Source organism: Streptomyces diversicolor, from assembly GCF_057537855.1.
Window position 1 is genome coordinate 37,093 of sequence record NZ_BAAJXA010000016.1, and the last position, 18,212, is coordinate 55,304.

Sequence of the window (18,212 nt, forward strand, 5' to 3'; positions counted from 1 at the left end):
TCAGACGATGTCACTGGTTGAGCCAGTTCGGGCACCTGTTCACACCCTTGCAGTAGGCAGTGATGACACCGATCTTCTGGCCGGGGCCGGCGTCGTAGTCTCCGTCGGCGGTTTTGCGGGCGTACTGGACGATCACGATGACCTGCACGCGGCGGTTGCCGTTCCAGGCATAGGCCCAGTACTCAAGGCGGGCGCCGTTCTTCTTGTCAGGCTTGCCGTTGATAGCAGCGTTGACGATCTTGCACTTCTTGATGTTGTGCGGGCCGGAGAAGTGCTTCCAGCCGAGCTTGCTGTTGCCGACACGGGTGGGGATCACCCGGTCGTCCCAGTCCTTCTGCTTGCACTTGACGGTCTTGTCCCAGGCCGGTGCGGCATGGGTGGGCGTAGTGAGGCTGCCAGTGAGAAGGGCCGTCGCGGCAAGTGTCGTTGCCGCCCCCGTTGCGATCCTCTTCATGATCTGACCATGCCATAACCGGTGGCCGAGTGTGCCTCGATATTCACACCAAGTGATGACTCCCAGACACTGGTGTCCTGCGGGCAACCCGGACACGACCACGTATCACCGCAAGGTCGCCGACCTGCTGGGCCCGGCTTGCCTCGACGTGCGCCTCCCGTGCTTCCTCTCGACAGGAGGGCGGCAAATCATGCAGCGGCATGCATACGAAGGGGCTTCGGGCCGTATGACAGAAAGTGGCCCCGACGGCACGTCTCGCCGCCGGGACCACCCGACCCCTTGCCCAACCTGCGGAGTATGGACGAGGGGAACCGCCCCGCCGCACCACGCGGGCGCGGCAGCCTGTTCCGTCGAGTCACGGCTATTTGGCCGAAACAACAGGTGTCATTTAACCCTGCAATTGTCCGCTGTGACTATGTGAATACAGGTAACCACAGGTAGTCACCCGAAAGGGTTAACAGCGGGAGGCTTGCTAGATCTGCGGCTTCGGCGTCACCCGGTCAACCAGGGCATCCAGGCGCTCCTCGAACATGCGCTGTGGATCCGGCGCGATCGTGCCCAGGGCGACCATGGCCGTCACGATGACGTCGACCAGTTCCTTGTTCACGTCTTCCCACGTATGGGAGTGGCCCTTCCTGGGGTTGGCGCCGAGCGCGCCGTGTACGGCCTCGGCGACTTCCCCGGCCTCCTCCACGATCTTGAGTACACGGAGCAGCCGCACGTCTCCCCGCGCGGCCGGGGCCGCCTCGTCGTCCAGCCACTGGCGTAGCCGGTCCACCTGGTCCCAAATGCGGTCTCCCATCGAGTCCTCCTCGTTCGTCAGAACAGGGCGGGCGCCAGGTCGGCGTCCCGCGTCGGGTCGGCCACCGGTAGCGGCCGTGTCGGCTGGAGCCCCAGCGACGTGGACAGGGCGGAGTGATCGGTCAGCCGGTCTGTGCCGGTGCGCACCTCGTGCACGTAGGAGCAGCCGCGCAGCACGGTCGCCAGGCGACCGGTCACGTGCGCGTGGTCGTACCGGTAGCCGTCCCCGGTACGACCCACCCACGAATACTCAGCGGCGAGCGGGTGGAGGACGCGGAAGGCGTCCCGGTAGCCGGCCTGGCCGAGCCAGGTGTAGAAGTCGTACTCGAACGGCTGAAAGAACCGGTATCGCGGGCTGTGGTCGGGCTCCAGGATGTTGAAGTCTCCGATGACGATCTCGTGCCGCCCAAAGGACGTAGGAAGGCCCTTCTGGACGGCGCTGAGGAACCGCCGCTTCCTCTCGGTCTTCGCCTCCCTGGCGTCCCGTGACGGCACGTAGAGGCCCACGATGGACACGTGCCCGTCGTCGGTCTCCACGATGACGGGCACGGCCCGGTGCGGGAGGTAGTCCACCACCTGGGAGCCGGGGACGGTGGCGAGCCGGCTCACGACCATCACGCCGCGCTCTCCCCGCTCTGGGCGGGGGAACGTCACGGAGTACCCGGCCGCCTCGAACCGGGAGGCCAGGAGGTCACAGCCCGCGCTGTCCGCGGTCTCCGTGAGCACGAGCACCGGCTCCGGCCGGGCAGCCAGGTAGGCGAGCTGTCGCTCCGCGCGCTCCCGGCCGGGGTTGTTCAGGTTGAACGTCAGCACGTCCAGAGTGGTCATCAGCGGCCCCTCGTCCTTGGTTCCTCGATCGCCGCGACGACCGTGCGGGCGATGTCTTCCGGCCCGACGGTTGAGGCGTCCAGTTGCAGGACGCGGATGCCTGCGGCCATGAGGAACCTAGCGGCCTCGTAGTACAGAGCGCATTCCCGCTCGGTACCGCCAGGCTCGCGCTCGTACCGGCTGTGCGGGCCCCGCTCACCCAGGCGCTTGGCGATGGTGTCCGCGCGGGCGTTGATGATGACGGCCAGGTCCGGCATGTCCGCGTGCCGGTTCAGCTCCCACACGACATCGCGCGGGACGCCGTCCATCACCTGGAGCACGAGGGATGAGGGGACGTACCGGTCGCACACCACCAGGTCGCCGCGCGCAAGGGCCGGCCGGACCTCCTGCTCGACGTGCCGGTACCGGTCGGCGGCGATCAGGCACGCCATGCTCATCCCCCCGTACTCCTCCGTGCCGTGGCGGGCGAGCTGCCCGAGGGGGCTGTCGCTGGGCTCCCGCGTGGCGTACACCGAGTGGTTCTCCGCGCGCAGCAACTCCACGACGGTGGCGGCCACGGTGGACTTGCCCACGCCGCCCGGGCCGTCAAGGGTGATGAACCGGCCGCTCACGAGACACCGACCACCGGCAGCATGCGGGTCTGCCGGGGGACGACGGGGCATAGCTCGGTGTCCACGGCGCCGATCCGCTGGCCAGAGGCGACCACGGCGGCCGGGCAGCCCTTGCCGCAACTCTCGCTCATCGAGCACGAACCACAGGTGGGGTTATCCCCCACTGTCCACCGGTCGTGGAACCTGTAGGCGTCCAGCCGGGCGGCGATGTCGTCGTCCTGCCATACGTTGCCCACGATGAAGTCGGTGTCCGGGTGCTGGCTCACCCTCGTCCGCGCGGCGAAAACGAGGTACGGGCACACCGTCACCTCGCCCTTGGTGAAGACGTAGATGATCGTCCCCGCCTCGCAGCCGGCCAACGGCTTGTCGTCGTTGGGGAACCTGATGTGCACCACATCCAAGTCGTCGTCGGCGAACGGCATCGTCAGGCCGTGGATGTGCCGCATGTGGTCGTCCGGCCTGCGGAGTCGCTGTGCGGACTTGGACGCGCCCCGGCCCATCTCGCCGAGCGGGTTGAGGAGTACGTACTTGGCGCCCTGCTGCCTGGCGAACTCGCAGAGCTGCGCATACTCCTCGTCCTCGGCGAGATTGTTCGGCGTGCACAGCAGCCCTTGGAGGATGCCCGCCTTGGCGAAGCGCTCGACTGTGTCGACGGTCTCGGCGAACCCCTCGCTACGACCACGGAACACGCCGTGCGAGTCAGCTGAGAACCCGTCGAGGCTGACGTTCATGTGGACGTCCAGCTCAACGAGCGTGGCGATCTGCTTGTTCGTCACCATCGTCGCGTTCGTGCACACGCCGACCGACATACCGACCTCCCGGAAGTCGTCGATGATGGGGATGAGGTCCGGGTGCATGAACGGCTCGCCCCCGGTGATCGTGATCCGGTTGACCCGGGCCTCGATGAGCTGCGGGATGAGCTGGTCCCGGACGGCGCCCCAGTCCATGTAGTCGCCGCGCTTGGTCGCCGACACGAAGCAGTGCTTGCACGACTCGTTGCAGGGCTCACAGATCTGGATGAGCGCCTTCCGGTACGGGTGCTCCACAGTGGTGCGGAAGTAGCAGGACGTCGCCTGCTCGGCCTTGATGAGCGATCGAGCGGTCAATGGAACCTCCCAGAGGGGACGCGAGCGGTGGATGAAGGGGCATGACGGCCCCGGCCGTACAGGTCGGCCGGGGCCGGTGTCCCGGGCTGCCGTCACTTCTCCATGGGGAGTCAGCCGGGACGTGGGGCCCGCCTCGGGCCGGGGACGACGAGGGAAGAGTGCGGGTCCTTGCGGCACAGGGAGATGGTCACGGCGCCGCGACCGGCCCGAGGCGGGTGTCAGGGGCAGGTGACCGTCCTCAGCTCCGCGACCCGGGCGAATTCCTCTTCCAGGCGGTCGCGGCCGAGGGCCGCGAACTCCCGGTCCAGGTCCGCCGGTGTCACCCCGCGGAGTTCCACCATCGTGCGGGCGGCCCGGACCCACGGAGCCCACTCCGAGCCGTACTTCACTTGCTCCATGTGGCACCCCGGGATCGGCTGGAGTGTCAGGGGATGGTGGAGGGGACCGACGACTCCCCACGCGGGTACGTGCCTCACCCATGCCGCCACGAAGCGCCCACCGCGCAGGGCGTTGCAGAGCTGGATGGAGATCCCGGCGCACGGCACGCACACGGGCGGACTCGTCGTCCGCTCCCCCTCCCGGATCGCGCCGACGCTGTCCCGCAGGAGAAACAGATGCGGGCCATGCGGGTCCGGCGGCATACGGGAGCACACTTGGCACATCATGTTCAGCATCGCCCGACGCTGCCGGTAGGGGTGGACGTTCCGCAGCTGTGGACTGCCCCGGCGCCGCTTGGGTCGGAGGGCGTACCTAGCCCACAGCACACCGAAACTGTCTCGGTCGTACGGGGTTTCATCCGCGTACGCGATCCCCGGGACCATGCGGCGGCGGGTGATCGGACACGACAGGAGCCTTTCCTCACTCCAACCGGCGATGTACGGAACAACACCTGACGGTGCCGGAGGCAACACGATCGAGAACCTTCCTTTGTCGAGACGAGAGTGACGGCGCCGGGTCCGCCGGCTCCTGCGGGGGAGAGTCGGGAGCGGGAAACCGGCGGGCGCTGTGGGGCTCCGGTCGCCCCCTGGGGCGCGAGCGACCGGAGCCGGTCATGGGGTCAGCGGCCGATACCGGCCACGAGGGCACCCAGGAGGACGCCCAGGACCAAGGCGTAGAGGAGCTGACCGGTCGGGCTGTCCGGCCTCATGCGCATCGCCGCCGCTCCTCTCGGGCCGCCCCGACCGACGCAAGGTAGGGCTCCAAGAGCGCGCCGCCCGGTGTCACCTCGGCGCCGAGCGGCGCGCCCCTCTCCGGATGGCAGGGCGGGACGAGCCAGCCGCGGTCGGCCACCAGTTCCGGGGCGTGGACGCCAGGCGGCGGGAGGAGGACCAGCGTCCCCCGCGGCAGCGTGCTGGAGTGGGGGGCGTCCCAGCCGGCGACGGAACCCCGCTGGAGGATGAACTCGCCGCCGAGCGGGCCGAGTACGACCGGACCCGTCCGGCGCCCCGCCTCATGCATCCGCCGGATGGTTTCCACTGCCAACGGGCCAGGGATCAGGAGAACGTCGAAGCCGATACCCACGGGAACCTCCGCCAGGTGCCCGCGGCCCCACGCCGTGAGGACCTGCTCCAGGCGGCCCGTGGCTGTGAGCCACGGCATCGGCCCCAGAGCGGCTGTGATCACCTCCGCGCGGAAGGTGGGACGGCGTCCGGGGATCACGGAGCCTGCTGACACCTCTGGGATGGTCACCGGGGGCCTGCCTCCGCCCGGGCCGTCAAGCCCTGGAAGATGAGATCCGCTACCTCATCCGCGTAGGTGAGGTCACCCGGGGATTCCATGGGCACGCACCAGTAGGCGCGCCCGCGCCGCTCCGTGAGCTGCGGAGAGGGAACACCCAGGAAGTGATCCCGGCCAAGGCGATCCACCCCGGCCCCGGAAAACACCCGGTCACCCCACTCTGGCCTGGCCCCGCGGACCAGGGCGTAGTACAGGCTGGCATGGAGGTCCATGAACACCGCTCCACCGTCGAAGAACTGACGGAGGAAGCGGTCCACGTCCTCCAGTTCCTCCGTGCCGGCCGCCGCCCACACCAGGCGTGCAGGAATCCGCACGGCGCAGAGGACCCCACCGCAGGCCAGTAGGGCAACGCCCTGCTCCTGCCACTGAGCAAGGGCGGTAGCCCGGTCATCAGCGGCAGCCAGAAGCCAGTGAGCGACGGCGAGTTGCTGTTCCGCGGTCGTCACACAACTGGCCGCCGCCGCACTTCCCGTGTCCTGCACCTGCGCGCCCTGGCCAGCGCCGCGGGCGCCGGGGGCCGTGCTTGATCTGGTCATCGTCACGCCTTTGTCAGGAGCGGAGAGACGGGCCTCCGCCTCGGGGTTGTCGGTCAGCGTTCTCCGCTTGCCCGAAGCCCCGCCATTGCCCGAGGGGTTGCCTATGAGGCGCTTTTGAGTGACAGACACAGCTTCGGGGTAGCTTCGAAGTCGCTTCTGTCCAGGGAGGGTTGCCACGGAGGGAGACGGCGGTATCCCCTTCCCGAGAAGGGTGATCGATCCGCGGACGCGCCAGTTGAACGGCGCTGGAGACTGGGGGCGGTATGAGCAGCGAACCGACCACACTGCTCAGGTTGCTGTGTGACCGGGAGAGGCTGACGTACCGCAAGTTCAATGAGCGGTTCACGCTGACCGGCGTGGAATTGTTCGGCCGGAACCCCAACAATCCGACCTGTGGCGAGCCTCAGTTCCGGCGCTGGACCGGCGGCAAGCTGTTGGGCCTGCCCGGCGCGGAGACGTGCACGGTACTTGAGCGCATGTTCCCCGGCTACACCGCGGCGCAACTGTTCGCGCACCCGTCCGAGGTCATCGACCCCCAGGTATCCGCATACGACCTGGATCTGGAAGAAAAAATCGCAATGACCGCACGTGATGCCCATGAGGCCGCCGACGCAACCGCCGGTATGTCCATCTCAGACAACACCATCGACGAACTCCACGACCAGGTCGTCACCCTCGCTCGCCGCTACCACCGACTCGCCCCCGTGAGGGCGTTCGAGGAGGCCGAGGAGCTACGCCGGAAGGTCGAGGACCAGCGCGACCGCACGCAGGTTCCCGCACAGCTCCAAGCCCTGATGATCCTCAACGGCCAAGCGGCGGCCCTGTTGTCCGCGGCCGCCTTCAATCTCGGCTACCTGCGCCATGCGCGGACGTTCGCCCGCACCGCCGCCCAGTTCGGTGAGACCACACGGTTCACCCCGCTGCGGGCCTTCGCGGACGGCTCGCTGGCGTACATCGCCTACCACGCCGGCGACAACACGGAGGCCGTGGCCAAAGCCGAACGCGCCCTGTCCTACGGCGGGCTCGGCGATGTCGCGGAGCGCCGGCTTCACGCGATCCAGGCCCGCGCGTACGCCCACCTCGGCGACATCGCCTCCGCACAGCGCGCTATCCGTCTCTCCGAGCAGCCCGGCCGCGACCGCCGGGACGAACTCCACGACACGGTGGGCGGCGAGTTCGGTTTCACCGCCGAGCGACTGGCCATGTCCAACAGCACCACCGCGCTCATCGTCGGCGACAGCGACCAGGCCGAGGCCGCCGCACAACAGGCCCTCACTCTCCTCGGACAGCGGACGCATGATGCACAGTCCGCGCATGTCCGGGGCGGCGCCTCGGCCGACTTGGCCATGGCCCGCCTCTTGGCCGATGATGTGGAGGGCGCCGCCGAAGCGCTCGCCCCGGTGTGGGAGATCCCGAGCGACCAACGGATGACGGGCATTGTGGTCCGTACCGCCCGCGTCCACCGCCACCTCTCGCGCCCGGCGTACCACGGCACGCAGCTCGCCGGGCAGATCCGGGAACGGATCGAGGACTTCAACCGGGTCTCCCCACCCCACCAGATCGGCCCGCACGTCGGACTGCTCGCCCTCGAAGCCTGATCACAGGAAGGCCAGGATCTTGATCACAAGGAGGCCAGGATCTTGGCCTCCTTCGCTGGGACGATCCCGTGCTCTGCCCACCTCGGGTGGTCCACGGGGCGCCCGTCCCGGGCCAGCCACGCCCATGTGTCCCGGATCGTCTCAGCGATCGGCCGACACCGCAGGCCCGCCGCAACAGCCCTCGCCGAGTCCACCGACCAGACGCCTGCGTGCGTGCGCCACAGCGGGAGTTCCGTCCACTGCTTGACGCCCTGCTCGATCAGCAGCTCGGGTGCCACCCACACCGGCGTTCCGGTGCTGTCCGTCACCGCCAGGCACTCGCCGAGGAAGCCGTCGAAGGTGATCCCCTCCGGATGGGTGACGTTGTAGCCGCCGCTCGTCGAGCTCGCGGCCTGGTCCAGCGCGAACTCCGCGACGTCCCGCACGTCTACCGGCTGGATGCGCTGCCCGGCCGGGGCCGGGGCCACCATGCGCCCGCCGCGCTTGGCACGGCTCAGCCACCAAGGGAGGCGGCCGACGTACTCCCCGGGGCCGAGGATCACGCCGGGCCGCAGGAAGACCGCAGCCTCCCCGAAGGCATCCATCACCGCGCGTTCGCCGCCGGCCTTCTGGAACCCGTAGACGGTGGGGCTGCCGTCCACGCCCGTGTACCCGTACGTCTCGTCCGCGTCCGCCGGACACACCAGCAGCGACGAGGCATCCGTCAACGGCTGGTGAGGCCAGCCCTCGTAGACGGACACGGTGGAGATGTGGACCCATCGCTGTGCCGCGCCCCGGAGGGCGGTGGTGGACAGCAGGACGTCACGCGGCGCCAAGTCGGAGCTGGATGTGTCGATCACGGCATCCCACGGACCGTGTGCGGCGAGCCGGTCCAGATCCTCCCGGACCGTACGGTCACCGTGGACCGGCTGGACTCCCTCGACGTCCGGGCCGGATCGTCCTCGGTTGAACGTGCTGACGGCCCACCCCCTCGCGAGCGCTTGCTCTGCAATGGACTTGCCCAGGAACCAGGTCCCGCCGATCACCAGAATGCGCATGGCTCCGATCCTGCCGTCACAGGCCAGGCGGGGGAAGTGCCGCCTCGGATTGGCATCTCATCAGGTGTTGCAGCCCTTCTGTCGCAGGCCCGGCCCCCGCTTCGCGGCGACCTTGACGAAGCAGTCGCGGCAGAACGGCCACCGCCTGACCCGATTCCGTACGGTGCAGGTATGCCCAACCCGCCCTGGCCTCACGGCCACGTCCACGCCACCGGGTTGCCGCCGCCATCGGTGTCGGTGTGGTGCTCGATTCCGGGTGCCGTGAGGGAGAGCAACGGCCAAATCTCCCAGGGCTGCGTGACGTTGAGCACCGGGAACGGGTTGTCGGTGACCACGTCGCCGACCTGGGTGATGAGGGTCTGGTCCGCATACGCGGCGCTCGCGTACGCCGACTCGTCCGCGGGACCGTCGGCGGGCGTCCGACCCTCCGGGCCGGCGGTGAAGCAGCGGGGCACGCACAGGACCTTGGACGGAAGTGCGCGGGCCGCGGCACGGGGCTCCAGGTCGGTGGCGGTGTGCGGGCGTTCTGGGGCCGGACGGCGTCGGTGCGGCGCAGGTGGGGGGGATTCGGGTCCGTATTACCCCGGTTGGGAGCCGTGTTGTGCGCTTGAAAGGTGAAGTACCGCGGCCTGCGCGGCGGGAGTCTTAGGGGGAGTGAGCGGTTGAGTACGTGCGCGTTTTCCGCGGCATCGGTTCCCGCACCACGCACCGGCTCCGGTAGCAGAACTCGACGGCTCCCGCACCCCACTTCGCTCGGCCCGTGCGACCCCGGCGTCGGCATTCTTCCGCTTTGCCGTCTATGCCATGCCGGGGCGGTGCCGAGTCGTGCTCCCGCGGTGCGCCAACTGTGCGCCGGAACCGGGAAACGGAAGCGGCGTCTGACAGGTGTTCGCGCTGGTCAGACGCCGTCGTGCGGGATGTGCCCGGAACCGGACTTGAACCGGTACGCCCGCGAGGGGCAGCGAGGTTTAAGCTCGCCGTGTCTGCATTCCACCATCCGGGCAGGCCGTGGGCTCCGCTTACGAGGTCCCGAGCCTATCGGGATACCTCCCCCGAACAGCGGACGAGCGGACCGATGTTGTCTTATTTTATTGATGTCTGAGGGGGCATCAGCAGGGGGTACGGCCCATCCGCACTTGCCAATAGCGTGACGGCCGGTGGGCACGCGCGTACGCGGAATGACGGAATTTCACCGCCCGGACCAGGGCGCCCCACCCGTTCGCGGCACGGCACCGCTCCGCCCCCGTCGGCCACAGCCCTCCCGCTTTCGGCACGACCCCCCTCCGCCCTCCGTCGGCGACAACCCTCCGGCTTTCCCAACGCCGCCCCGCCGTCCCCCCATCGGCGACAACCCTCCGCTTTCGGCCCGCGCCGCCCCGTCGCCCCGTCGGCGACAACCCCCTGCCTTCGGCACGGCACCACCCCGCCCCCAGCAGCGGCAGCCCTCCAACTTTGGGGCAAGGCGGCGCCCCGTCGGCGGCAGCCGTCCTGCTTTCGGTGCGCTTCGCCGTCATCCCCAGGTATGACGCCGCCGCCTTCCGTCCGACCGAAGTCGGCCCCCGGAACCGGAACAGCGGCTGACTCCCACGGCGCGGACGACCAGGACGATGGAGACAGTCCAAGCCAGTCCCCGCCGGGCCCGGCCGGTCCGAGTCAGGCCGAGTCAGGCCGAGTCAGACCGAGTCAGACCGAGTCAGACCGAATCAAGCCGAGTCCGTCCGCGTCAGGCCGAGCAAGGCCGCGTCAGGCCCAGCCCGTCCCCACGAACGTCGTCGTCCCGACAGGAGCGCCCTCCCGTGACCACCACACCCATCGCCGCCGACCGGACCACCACCGTGGCCGCACGCGCCGCGGAGCTGTCCAAGATCTACGGCCAGGGCGAGACCCAGGTGGTCGCCCTGGACCAGGTCTCCGTCGACTTCCGGCAGGCCGAGTTCACGGCGATCATGGGGCCGTCGGGCTCCGGCAAGTCCACGCTGATGCACTGCGTCGCGGGTCTGGACACCTTCTCCTCCGGCTCCGTGCGGATCGGCGAGACCGAACTGGGGGCCCTGAAGGACAAGCAGCTCACCAAGTTGCGCCGGGACAAGATCGGGTTCATCTTCCAGGCGTTCAACCTGCTGCCGACCCTGACGGCGCTGGAGAACATCACGCTCCCGATGGACATCGCGGGCCGCAGGCCGGACAAGCAGTGGCTGGACCAGGTGATCCAGATGGTGGGCCTGTCGGACCGGCTCGGCCACCGGCCCTCCCAGCTCTCCGGCGGCCAGCAGCAGCGCGTCGCCGTCGCCCGCGCGCTCGCCGCCAAGCCGGAGATCATCTTCGGTGACGAGCCGACCGGAAACCTCGACTCGCGTTCCGGCGCCGAGGTGCTGGGCTTCCTGCGCAACTCGGTGCGCGCACTGGGGCAGACCGTGGTGATGGTCACCCACGACCCGGTGGCGGCGGCCTACGCCGACCGCGTGGTGTTCCTCGCGGACGGACGCATCGTCGACGAGATGTACGGGCCGACCGCGGACTCGGTGCTCGACCGGATGAAGCGGTTCGACGCCAAGGGCCGCACCAGCTGACCCCCGCCCCCACCACGGACTGAAGAGAACACCATGTTCCGCACTGCCTTGCGCAACGTACTCGCGCACAAGGCCCGGCTCCTGATGACCGTGCTCGCCGTGATGCTCGGCGTGGCCTTCGTGTCGGGGACCCTGGTCTTCACCAACACCATCACCGACGCCTACCAGAACAGCTCCGCCAAGGGCTTCGACAACCTCGACGTCGCCGTCTCGGCCGAATACCGGGAAGCCAAGGGCGACGAGCCCGGCGGCTACCCCGACCTGGACCAGGCGCTGCTCGACAAGAGCGCCCGGGTGCCCGGCGCCGCCTCGGCCGTCGGTGTCGTCAGCGGCTTCACCGCCATGGCCGACAAGAACGGCAAACTGATCGGCAACGGCTGGCAGACCAACGGCGGCAACTACTGGGGCACGGACGACAGCCGCTACCCGCTGACCAGCGGCCACGCCCCGCGCGGCGCGAACGAAGTCGTCATCGACGCCAAGACCGCCGAGCGCACCGGCTACAAGGTCGGTGACACCGTCCGCCTGTCGATCGACGGGCCGGTCCTGAACCCGAAGATCGTCGGCGTGTTCACCACCGACGACGGCAACGTCGCCGCGGGCGGCAGCCTCGCCCTGTTCGACACCCCGACCGCGCAGAAGCTGTTCGGCAAGTCCGGCGGCTACGACGAGATCGACGTACGCGCGAAGCCCGGCACCAGCCAGGCCGCGCTCAAGTCCCAGCTGGACAAGGTCCTGCCGAAGGACCTCACGAAGACCACCACCGGGCAGTCCCTCGCCGACGAGCAGGCCCGGATGATCACCAACAGCATGAGCGGCATGCGCAAGGGCCTGCTGGTCTTCGCCGGGATCGCGCTGTTCGTGGGCACCTTCATCATCGCCAACACCTTCACCATGCTGGTCGCCCAGCGCACCAAGGAGCTGGCGCTGCTGCGGGCGGTCGGCGCCTCCCGCCGTCAGATCACCCGGTCGGTGCTGATCGAGGCGTTCGTGGTCGGCACGGTCGCCGGGGTCACCGGTCTGGCCGTCGGCATCGGCATCGGGGCCGGACTGCGCGCCCTGCTCGGCTCGCTCGGCGAGACCATCCCGGACGGTCCGCTGGTCGTCACGCCGGGCACGGTCGTGGCCGCCCTCGCGGTCGGCGTCGTCATCACCATGCTGGCGGCGTGGCTGCCGGGCCGCCGGGCCGCGAAGATCCCCCCGGTCGCCGCGATGAGCAGCCTGCACGCGCAGGCCACCACCAAGTCGCTGGTGCTGCGCAACACGCTCGGCGCCCTGTTCGCGGCGGCCGGTGTCGCCGTCGTGCTGGCCGCGACCACCATGAAGGGCACCGACGGTCAGGCGCCGATGGGCCTGGGCGCCGTCCTGCTGATCATCGGCGTGTTCATCCTGACCCCGCTGCTGTCCCGCCCGCTGATCGCGGCGGCGGCCCCGGTGCTGCGGGTGTTCGGGGTGTCGGGCAAGCTGGCCCGGCAGAACGCGGTCCGCAACCCGCGCCGCACCGCCGCCACGGCCTCCGCGCTGATGATCGGCCTGACCCTGATCACCGGCATGACGGTGATGGCGGGCAGCCTGCAGACCGGGATCAACAAGATGGCCTCCTCGGCGCTGCGCGCGGACTACGTGGTGCAGATGGCCAACGGCAACGACCTCTCCCCGGACGTCGACCGCAGGCTCGCCGCCCTGGACGACGTCTCCGCGTCCAGCCCGATGCGCGACACGATGGCCCGGATCGACGGCGATTCGGAGTATCTGACCGGCGTCAACGGCTCGGCGATCGGCAAACTGACCGATCTGAAGGTCGACGAGGGCGCGTTCACGGTGTCCGGCCCGAAGGTCGTGGTCGACGACAGCACCGCCGAGTCCCGCGGCTGGAAGGCCGGCACGCAGTTCACCGCGCACTTCGAGGGCGGCAGGAGCAAGCGGCTGACGGTGGCCGGCGTCTACGAGGGCAACGAGCTGTTCCGGGGCGTCATGGTCGACACCGCGGCCCTGCCGAAGCTGTCCGACGCCCGTGACATGCGGGTCATGGTCAAGATGGCCGGCGGCGCCTCCGACGCGGCCAAGGACAAGCTGGAGAAGGCCCTCGACTCCAACCCGGGGATCCAGGTCCAGAGCAAGAAGGACCTGTCCGACTCCATCGCGCAGATGTTCACGCTGCTGCTGAACATGCTCTACGGCCTGCTCGGCATGGCGGTGCTCGTCGCCGTCCTCGGTGTCATCAACACCCTGGCCATGTCGGTGTTCGAGCGGTCCCAGGAGATCGGCATGCTGCGCGCGATCGGCCTGAACCGCGGGTCCGTCAAGCGGATGGTCCGGCTGGAGTCCCTGGTCATCTCCCTGTTCGGCGGCGTCCTCGGCATCGGCCTCGGCGTGTTCTTCGGCTGGGCGGCCGGCCGGCTCGCCGGTGCGAGCATGCCGACCTACGAACTGGTCGTGCCGTGGGACCGGATCGCGATCTTCCTGCTGCTGTCGGCGCTGGTCGGCGCGCTGGCCGCGCTGTGGCCTGCGCGGCGGGCGGCACGGCTGAACATGCTGAGCGCGATCAAGTCGGAGTAGCCGCGGCGCCGGACGCCCCGTCCGTTCCGCCGCGGCCCCGTCGGCACCTTCGGTGCCCGCGCGACGACGGCCTGCACGACCCCGCCGGGGGTGGTGCGGGCCGCCGTCGTGTTCAGGGCCGGCGGCGGCCCGTGGTCGGCTGCGGGCGCGTCGTGGCCGGTCGCGCAGTTCCCCGCGCCCCCTTGGGGCACGGAGCGGTCCATGGTCGACTGCCGGCGCATCGTAGCCAGGCGCGCAGTTCCCCGCGCCCCCTTGGGGCACGGAGCGGTCCGTGGTCGGCTGCGGGCGTCCGCCGGCCCCGCCATCGCCGAACCCGCCCGCGCCCCCTCGGCGAGCGGGTCGGGCCGGCCCTGCGGAGCCGCAGCGGCCGACCCGACCCCCGCAGACACCCGGGCGCCGTCAGTTCCAGGTGCGGGTGCGCAACGGCAACCCCGACTCTCCCGAATCGGGGGTGCGTACGGCGAGGACCTGGTTGACGCCGATGCGGTTGCGCTCGAAGGCCAGCGCGGACGCGGCCATGTACAGGCGCCACACGCGGGCGCGGCCGGGCCCCGCGAGGCGCACCGCGCGGTTCCAGTCGGCCTCCAGGCGGGCCACCCAGCGGCGCAGGGTGAGCGCGTAGTGCTCGCGGATCGACTCCACGTCCCGGACTTCGAAACCGGCACGCTCCAGCAGCGACACGGTGCTGCCGAGCGGGGCCAGCTCCCCGTCGGGGAAGACGTAGGAGTCGATGAACGCGTCCACGTGGTACGCCGATTCGTCCCGCAGCGGACGGCGGGCGATCTGGTGGTTCAGGAGCCGTCCGCCGGGCTTGAGCAGGCCGTACAGATCGGTCGCGTACTCCAGGTACCGCTCGGCGCCGACATGTTCGGCCATGCCGATGGAGGAGATCGCGTCGTAGGGGCCGTCGGCGACGTCCCGGTAGTCCTGCACCCGGATCTCCACCTTGTTCGCAAGCCCCTCTTCGGCGACCCGTTTACGGGCGTAGGCGGCCTGTTCCTGGGAGAGGGTGACGCCGACGACGTGGACGCCGTGCTCACGGGCGGCGTGGATCGCCATGGAGCCCCAGCCGCAGCCGACGTCGAGGAGCCGCTGGCCGGGGGTCAGACCGAGCTTGCGGCAGACCAGTTCGAGCTTGTCGCGCTGGGCGGACTCCAGGGTGCCGGCCTCCTCCCAGTAGGCGCACGAGTACACCATGGACGGGCCGAGGACGATCTCGTAGAAGTCGTTGCCGACGTCGTAATGGTGGCTGATGGCCCGCTTGTCGCTTCTCTTGGTGTGCAGGTGCCGGTGCCTGCGGACCTCCTCGCGGGGCGGGGCCGGCGGGATCGGCGGCCCCGCGAGCCGCAGCAGGTCGCGGGCGGCGGCCCGCACCGCGGGGTCGCGCAGCGCCTGGGCGAGGCCGCGGCTGTTGCCCTCTCCGCGGTCCCACACCAGTGGGGACATCAGCGCCAGCGCCGTGTACAGGTCGCCGTCGACGCCCAGGTCGCCCGCGACCCAGGCCCGGGCCAGGCCCAGTTCGCCCGGCTTGAACAGCAGCCGGCGCAGGGCCCGGCGGCTGCGGAAGACCAGGACGGGCGCGCCCGGCGGACCGGCCTGCGAACCGTCCCAGGCGCGGACGCCCACCGGGAGCGGGGCTCCCAGCAACTGCTCGGCAAGACTCGTCAGCCGCGACGCGGCGTCGGCCATGATGCACACCTCCGGGAGGGAAATCGTGTGTGAAGGAATCGGCCACGGATTCGGTCACCTCAGGCAACGATCGTGCCGTGCGACGTCATTCCCCGGCCGCCGCCATCGCCGTCACCATGCCCGTACCGTCACACGGCCGCCATACCGACGCCGCCGTTCGTCCACAGGACACCCGATAGGCGCATCGGGCCGGTCCGTGACGTGCGGGGCCCGGTCCCCGACACACCGGCCGGGCCGGTCGTTTGAGAAGCGCCCCGCGAGGGTGTATGACACCATCCCTCCATGAATTCCGAAGCGCCGGCGGGGGAAGTCGCCCTCGATGCCAGGCCCTGGCTCCCCGACCTGAACGACACGCTGATCGACGACCTGCCCTCCCTCGATCACCCGACACTGCGGCCGGCCGTCTCGGCGCTGCTGCACGACGTCCAACGCCCCCTCAGCTCCGTGGCAGGCAGCCAGGGAAGCTGAACCGGACGTGGCACCAAGACACCACCGGCTGTCCCCGACCTGCTCCACGGCGCTGAGTTCGGCCGGGGACAGCGCGCCGGCGGCCAGGGAACTGCTGGCGGCCGAGTACAGCAGACGGCTGCTGCTGCTGCGGATCCTGCTGGAGCGGGGCGGCCCGGCCGCCGACGCCGCCGGGCGGCTGCCCGCCGCCGGGTCGGCCTGGGACCTGCTGGCCCTGGCCCAGCGCACGGATCCCGACCGGGTACGGCGGGTGATCCTCGACCCGCAGACCGGCATCTGGGTCGCCGACGCCCTCCGCGCCCTGCCCATGACGACCGCTCCCATGACGCCCGGTCCCACGACGACCGGTCCCACGGCGCCAGGGCACGCAGCGGCGGAGCATTCCGCAGCCGAGCCCACCGCGACCGGACAGACAGCCGGGCAAACCGCGGGCGAGCAGACCACAGCCGGGCGCACGGCGGACGAACGGACCGCGACCGGACGGAGCACCACCCAGCAGACCAACGCCGAACAGACCACAGCCGGACGCACGGCGACCGAACCGGCGGCGACCGGACAGACAGCCGGACAGACCGCCGCCGGGCAGACGACAGCCGGGCAGACCGCGGCCGGGACCACTGCGGACGGGCAGGCCGTGGTCGGACGCGGGGCGTTCTGGGTCGAGTTCGGGGGGCTGCATCGGCTGGCCGCCGCGGCGGCCGGACTCGCGGGGCTCAGCTTCCGTATCGAGGTGCCCGTCGAGGACGGCACCGTCCTGCTGCCCGGCCTGGGCCGCGCGGACGTGCCCCACGGCGACACGGCCGAGGTGCGCGGCGGGCCGGCCGGGCTCCGGATCGGGGACGTCCGCGTGCCCCGGGACCCCGCGGCGTCCGCGCCCGGCTGGTCGGGGCTGCGTCGGCTGCGCGCGGAATGCGACGGACAGCTGCTGGACGTCGCCCTGGACGATCTGGGGCGGCCCCCGGTCGGCGGTCAGGCCCAGCGCCCCACGCGGCTGACCGACGCCGAGTACGAGAGCTGGCGGCGCCGCACCCGGCAGGCGTGGGCGATCCTCGTACGGGACCGCCCGGACAGCGCGGCGGCCCTGTCGGCGGGCCTGCTGTCGCTTGTCCCGCTGCCGCACGGGGAGCGGCTGCGCCCGCACAGCGCCTCCTCCTCGGACGCCTTCGGATGCGTGGTGCTCTCGGCACCGCATCCGGACGACGAGCCGGGCGCGGCCACCGAGTTGGCTGTGACCCTGCTGCACGAGTACCGGCACTCGGCGCTGAACGGGCTGATGCGGCTCGCGCCGCTGCACGACGGCACCGACGACGGGCTCTACCACGCGCCCTGGCGGGACGATCCGCGCCCGCTGGTGGGACTGCTGCACGGTGCGTACGCGTTCGCCGGGGTGACGGCGTTCTGGCGGGCCCGGCGGCTGGCCGAGACCGGGCCCGCGGCGCTGCTCGCCCACTTCGAGTTCGCCCTGTGGCGCCGGCAGACCTGGGCCGTGCTGGCGGCCCTCGGGGAACGCCCGGCGCTGACCGCGGCGGGCCGTCATCTCGTCGAGGGGCTGCGGGCCGCGCTCGCCCCCTGGCGTGACGAGCCCGTGCCGCGGCCCGCCGCGCGGCTCGCCGACCTGGCCGCCGCCCACCACCGGGGGGCCTGGCGGGCGTACCACGTACGGCCGGACAAGGAAGCGGTACGGGCCGCGGCTGCCGCACTGGCGGCGGGCGGCGCCCCGCCGGACGGGGGCGCCCCCGACGGCACGGTGGAGCCGGATCCGCAGGGCTGCCGGCTCGATGTGCTCGCCCTGCTGGCCCGGCTGCGGATCGCCGACCCGGCGGCCTTCGCACGGCTGCGCGACGGCGAGGACACCCTGCCCGGCGCGACACCGGCCGACCTGGCCCTGGTGGCCGGGGACGCGGAACGGGCCCACGCGCTCTACACCGCCGGACTCGACCGTCCCGCCGACTGGGCCGGGCTCGCCCTGGCGCTGCGCGAACGAGGCACGCCACCGGGGCGGCTGCTCATGGACCACCCCGAGTTCGTACGCGCGCTCGCCGCCGACCCGGCCACCCGGACCGCCGTAGCCGACCTGACAAGCGCCTGACCACGGGGTGGCGCCCGCACAACCCGGCCGCCCCCACGGCCGCAGCCCGAGACCACCACCCGCGGTCGCCACCCACGATCGCGGCCCGCGGCCCGCCCGCGGTCGTCGCATACGGTCGCCACCCCAGAC

Annotated in this window: 16 protein-coding genes and 1 tRNA gene; 5 read left to right on the forward strand and 12 right to left on the reverse strand. The window is 70.8% G+C overall.

The window, feature by feature from the left end; translation table 11 throughout:
- Positions 1-10 precede the first annotated feature (10 nt).
- The 8 genes from AC27LF_RS20165 to AC27LF_RS20200 form a co-directional block, all read right to left on the reverse strand.
- Positions 11-454, reverse strand: coding sequence for a hypothetical protein (locus tag AC27LF_RS20165; protein ID WP_479661177.1), 444 nt, complete (start codon positions 452-454; stop codon positions 11-13).
- Between the two features lie 472 nt (positions 455-926).
- A complete protein-coding gene (locus AC27LF_RS20170; RefSeq protein ID WP_479661176.1) occupies positions 927-1,256 on the reverse strand; it encodes a MazG-like family protein in 330 nt (109 codons plus the stop codon).
- A 17-nt stretch (positions 1,257-1,273) separates the two neighbouring features.
- Complete coding sequence (locus AC27LF_RS20175) at positions 1,274-2,083, reverse strand: exonuclease/endonuclease/phosphatase family protein (RefSeq protein ID WP_479661175.1); 810 nt, start codon at positions 2,081-2,083, stop codon at positions 1,274-1,276.
- Positions 2,083-2,694, reverse strand: coding sequence for a dTMP kinase (tmk, locus tag AC27LF_RS20180; protein WP_479661174.1), 612 nt, complete (start codon positions 2,692-2,694; stop codon positions 2,083-2,085). Before tmk ends, AC27LF_RS20175 begins: the two co-directional genes overlap by 1 nt.
- A complete protein-coding gene (locus tag AC27LF_RS20185) occupies positions 2,691-3,800 on the reverse strand; it encodes a radical SAM/SPASM domain-containing protein (RefSeq protein WP_479661173.1) in 1,110 nt (369 codons plus the stop codon). Before AC27LF_RS20185 ends, tmk begins: the two co-directional genes overlap by 4 nt.
- A gap of 218 nt (positions 3,801-4,018) precedes the next feature.
- On the reverse strand, positions 4,019-4,198 hold the full coding sequence (locus tag AC27LF_RS20190; RefSeq protein WP_479661172.1) for a hypothetical protein: 180 nt from the start codon (positions 4,196-4,198) through the stop codon (positions 4,019-4,021).
- Between the two features lie 745 nt (positions 4,199-4,943).
- Positions 4,944-5,474, reverse strand: coding sequence for a hypothetical protein (locus AC27LF_RS20195; protein ID WP_479664445.1), 531 nt, complete (start codon positions 5,472-5,474; stop codon positions 4,944-4,946).
- 11 nt (positions 5,475-5,485) lie between these two features.
- Entirely contained in the window at positions 5,486-6,202 is a 717-nt protein-coding gene (locus tag AC27LF_RS20200; protein ID WP_479661170.1) for a hypothetical protein, read from the reverse strand.
- 134 nt (positions 6,203-6,336) lie between these two features.
- Here AC27LF_RS20200 and AC27LF_RS20205 point away from each other — a divergent pair, with 134 nt between their 5' ends.
- Positions 6,337-7,671 carry a tetratricopeptide repeat protein gene (locus AC27LF_RS20205; protein WP_479661169.1) on the forward strand — a complete coding sequence of 445 codons (1,335 nt, stop codon included), beginning with the start codon at positions 6,337-6,339 and terminating at the stop codon, positions 7,669-7,671.
- Positions 7,672-7,694: 23 nt separating this feature from the next.
- Here the strand turns inward: AC27LF_RS20205 and AC27LF_RS20210 are convergent, their stop codons facing one another.
- The 3 genes from AC27LF_RS20210 to AC27LF_RS20220 form a co-directional block, all read right to left on the reverse strand.
- Complete coding sequence (locus AC27LF_RS20210) at positions 7,695-8,708, reverse strand: NAD-dependent epimerase/dehydratase family protein (protein ID WP_479661168.1); 1,014 nt, start codon at positions 8,706-8,708, stop codon at positions 7,695-7,697.
- A 191-nt stretch (positions 8,709-8,899) separates the two neighbouring features.
- On the reverse strand, positions 8,900-9,163 hold the full coding sequence (locus AC27LF_RS20215; RefSeq protein ID WP_479661167.1) for a hypothetical protein: 264 nt from the start codon (positions 9,161-9,163) through the stop codon (positions 8,900-8,902).
- 465 nt (positions 9,164-9,628) lie between these two features.
- Positions 9,629-9,711, reverse strand: a tRNA-Leu gene (locus AC27LF_RS20220).
- A gap of 793 nt (positions 9,712-10,504) precedes the next feature.
- Between AC27LF_RS20220 and AC27LF_RS20225 the strand changes: the two genes are divergently transcribed.
- A complete protein-coding gene (locus AC27LF_RS20225) occupies positions 10,505-11,278 on the forward strand; it encodes an ABC transporter ATP-binding protein (RefSeq protein WP_479661166.1) in 774 nt (257 codons plus the stop codon).
- Positions 11,279-11,311: 33 nt separating this feature from the next.
- Positions 11,312-13,837, forward strand: a complete 2,526-nt coding sequence (locus tag AC27LF_RS20230) for an ABC transporter permease (protein WP_479661165.1) — start codon at positions 11,312-11,314, stop codon at positions 13,835-13,837.
- 399 nt (positions 13,838-14,236) lie between these two features.
- Here AC27LF_RS20230 and AC27LF_RS20235 read toward each other — a convergent pair whose 3' ends face one another.
- Complete coding sequence (locus tag AC27LF_RS20235; protein WP_479661164.1) at positions 14,237-15,526, reverse strand: class I SAM-dependent methyltransferase; 1,290 nt, start codon at positions 15,524-15,526, stop codon at positions 14,237-14,239.
- Positions 15,527-15,808: 282 nt separating this feature from the next.
- Between AC27LF_RS20235 and AC27LF_RS20240 the strand changes: the two genes are divergently transcribed.
- Entirely contained in the window at positions 15,809-15,994 is a 186-nt protein-coding gene (locus AC27LF_RS20240; protein ID WP_479661163.1) for a hypothetical protein, read from the forward strand.
- 7 nt (positions 15,995-16,001) lie between these two features.
- Positions 16,002-18,083 carry an aKG-HExxH-type peptide beta-hydroxylase gene (locus AC27LF_RS20245; protein ID WP_479661162.1) on the forward strand — a complete coding sequence of 694 codons (2,082 nt, stop codon included), beginning with the start codon at positions 16,002-16,004 and terminating at the stop codon, positions 18,081-18,083.
- Positions 18,084-18,212 lie beyond the last annotated feature (129 nt).

Excerpts from the sequence above, each read along its gene's own strand:
- AC27LF_RS20165 (WP_479661177.1), bottom strand. The coding sequence starts at position 454 with ATGAAGAGGATCGCAACGGGGGCGGCAACGACACTTGCCGCGACGGCC.
- AC27LF_RS20170 (WP_479661176.1), bottom strand. The coding sequence starts at position 1,256 with ATGGGAGACCGCATTTGGGACCAGGTGGACCGGCTACGCCAGTGGCTG.
- AC27LF_RS20175 (WP_479661175.1), bottom strand. The coding sequence starts at position 2,083 with ATGACCACTCTGGACGTGCTGACGTTCAACCTGAACAACCCCGGCCGG.
- AC27LF_RS20190 (WP_479661172.1), bottom strand. The coding sequence starts at position 4,198 with ATGGAGCAAGTGAAGTACGGCTCGGAGTGGGCTCCGTGGGTCCGGGCC.
- AC27LF_RS20205 (WP_479661169.1), top strand. The coding sequence starts at position 6,337 with ATGAGCAGCGAACCGACCACACTGCTCAGGTTGCTGTGTGACCGGGAG.
- AC27LF_RS20210 (WP_479661168.1), bottom strand. The coding sequence starts at position 8,708 with ATGCGCATTCTGGTGATCGGCGGGACCTGGTTCCTGGGCAAGTCCATT.
- AC27LF_RS20230 (WP_479661165.1), top strand. The coding sequence starts at position 11,312 with ATGTTCCGCACTGCCTTGCGCAACGTACTCGCGCACAAGGCCCGGCTC.
- AC27LF_RS20235 (WP_479661164.1), bottom strand. The coding sequence starts at position 15,526 with ATGGCCGACGCCGCGTCGCGGCTGACGAGTCTTGCCGAGCAGTTGCTG.
- AC27LF_RS20240 (WP_479661163.1), top strand. The coding sequence starts at position 15,809 with ATGAATTCCGAAGCGCCGGCGGGGGAAGTCGCCCTCGATGCCAGGCCC.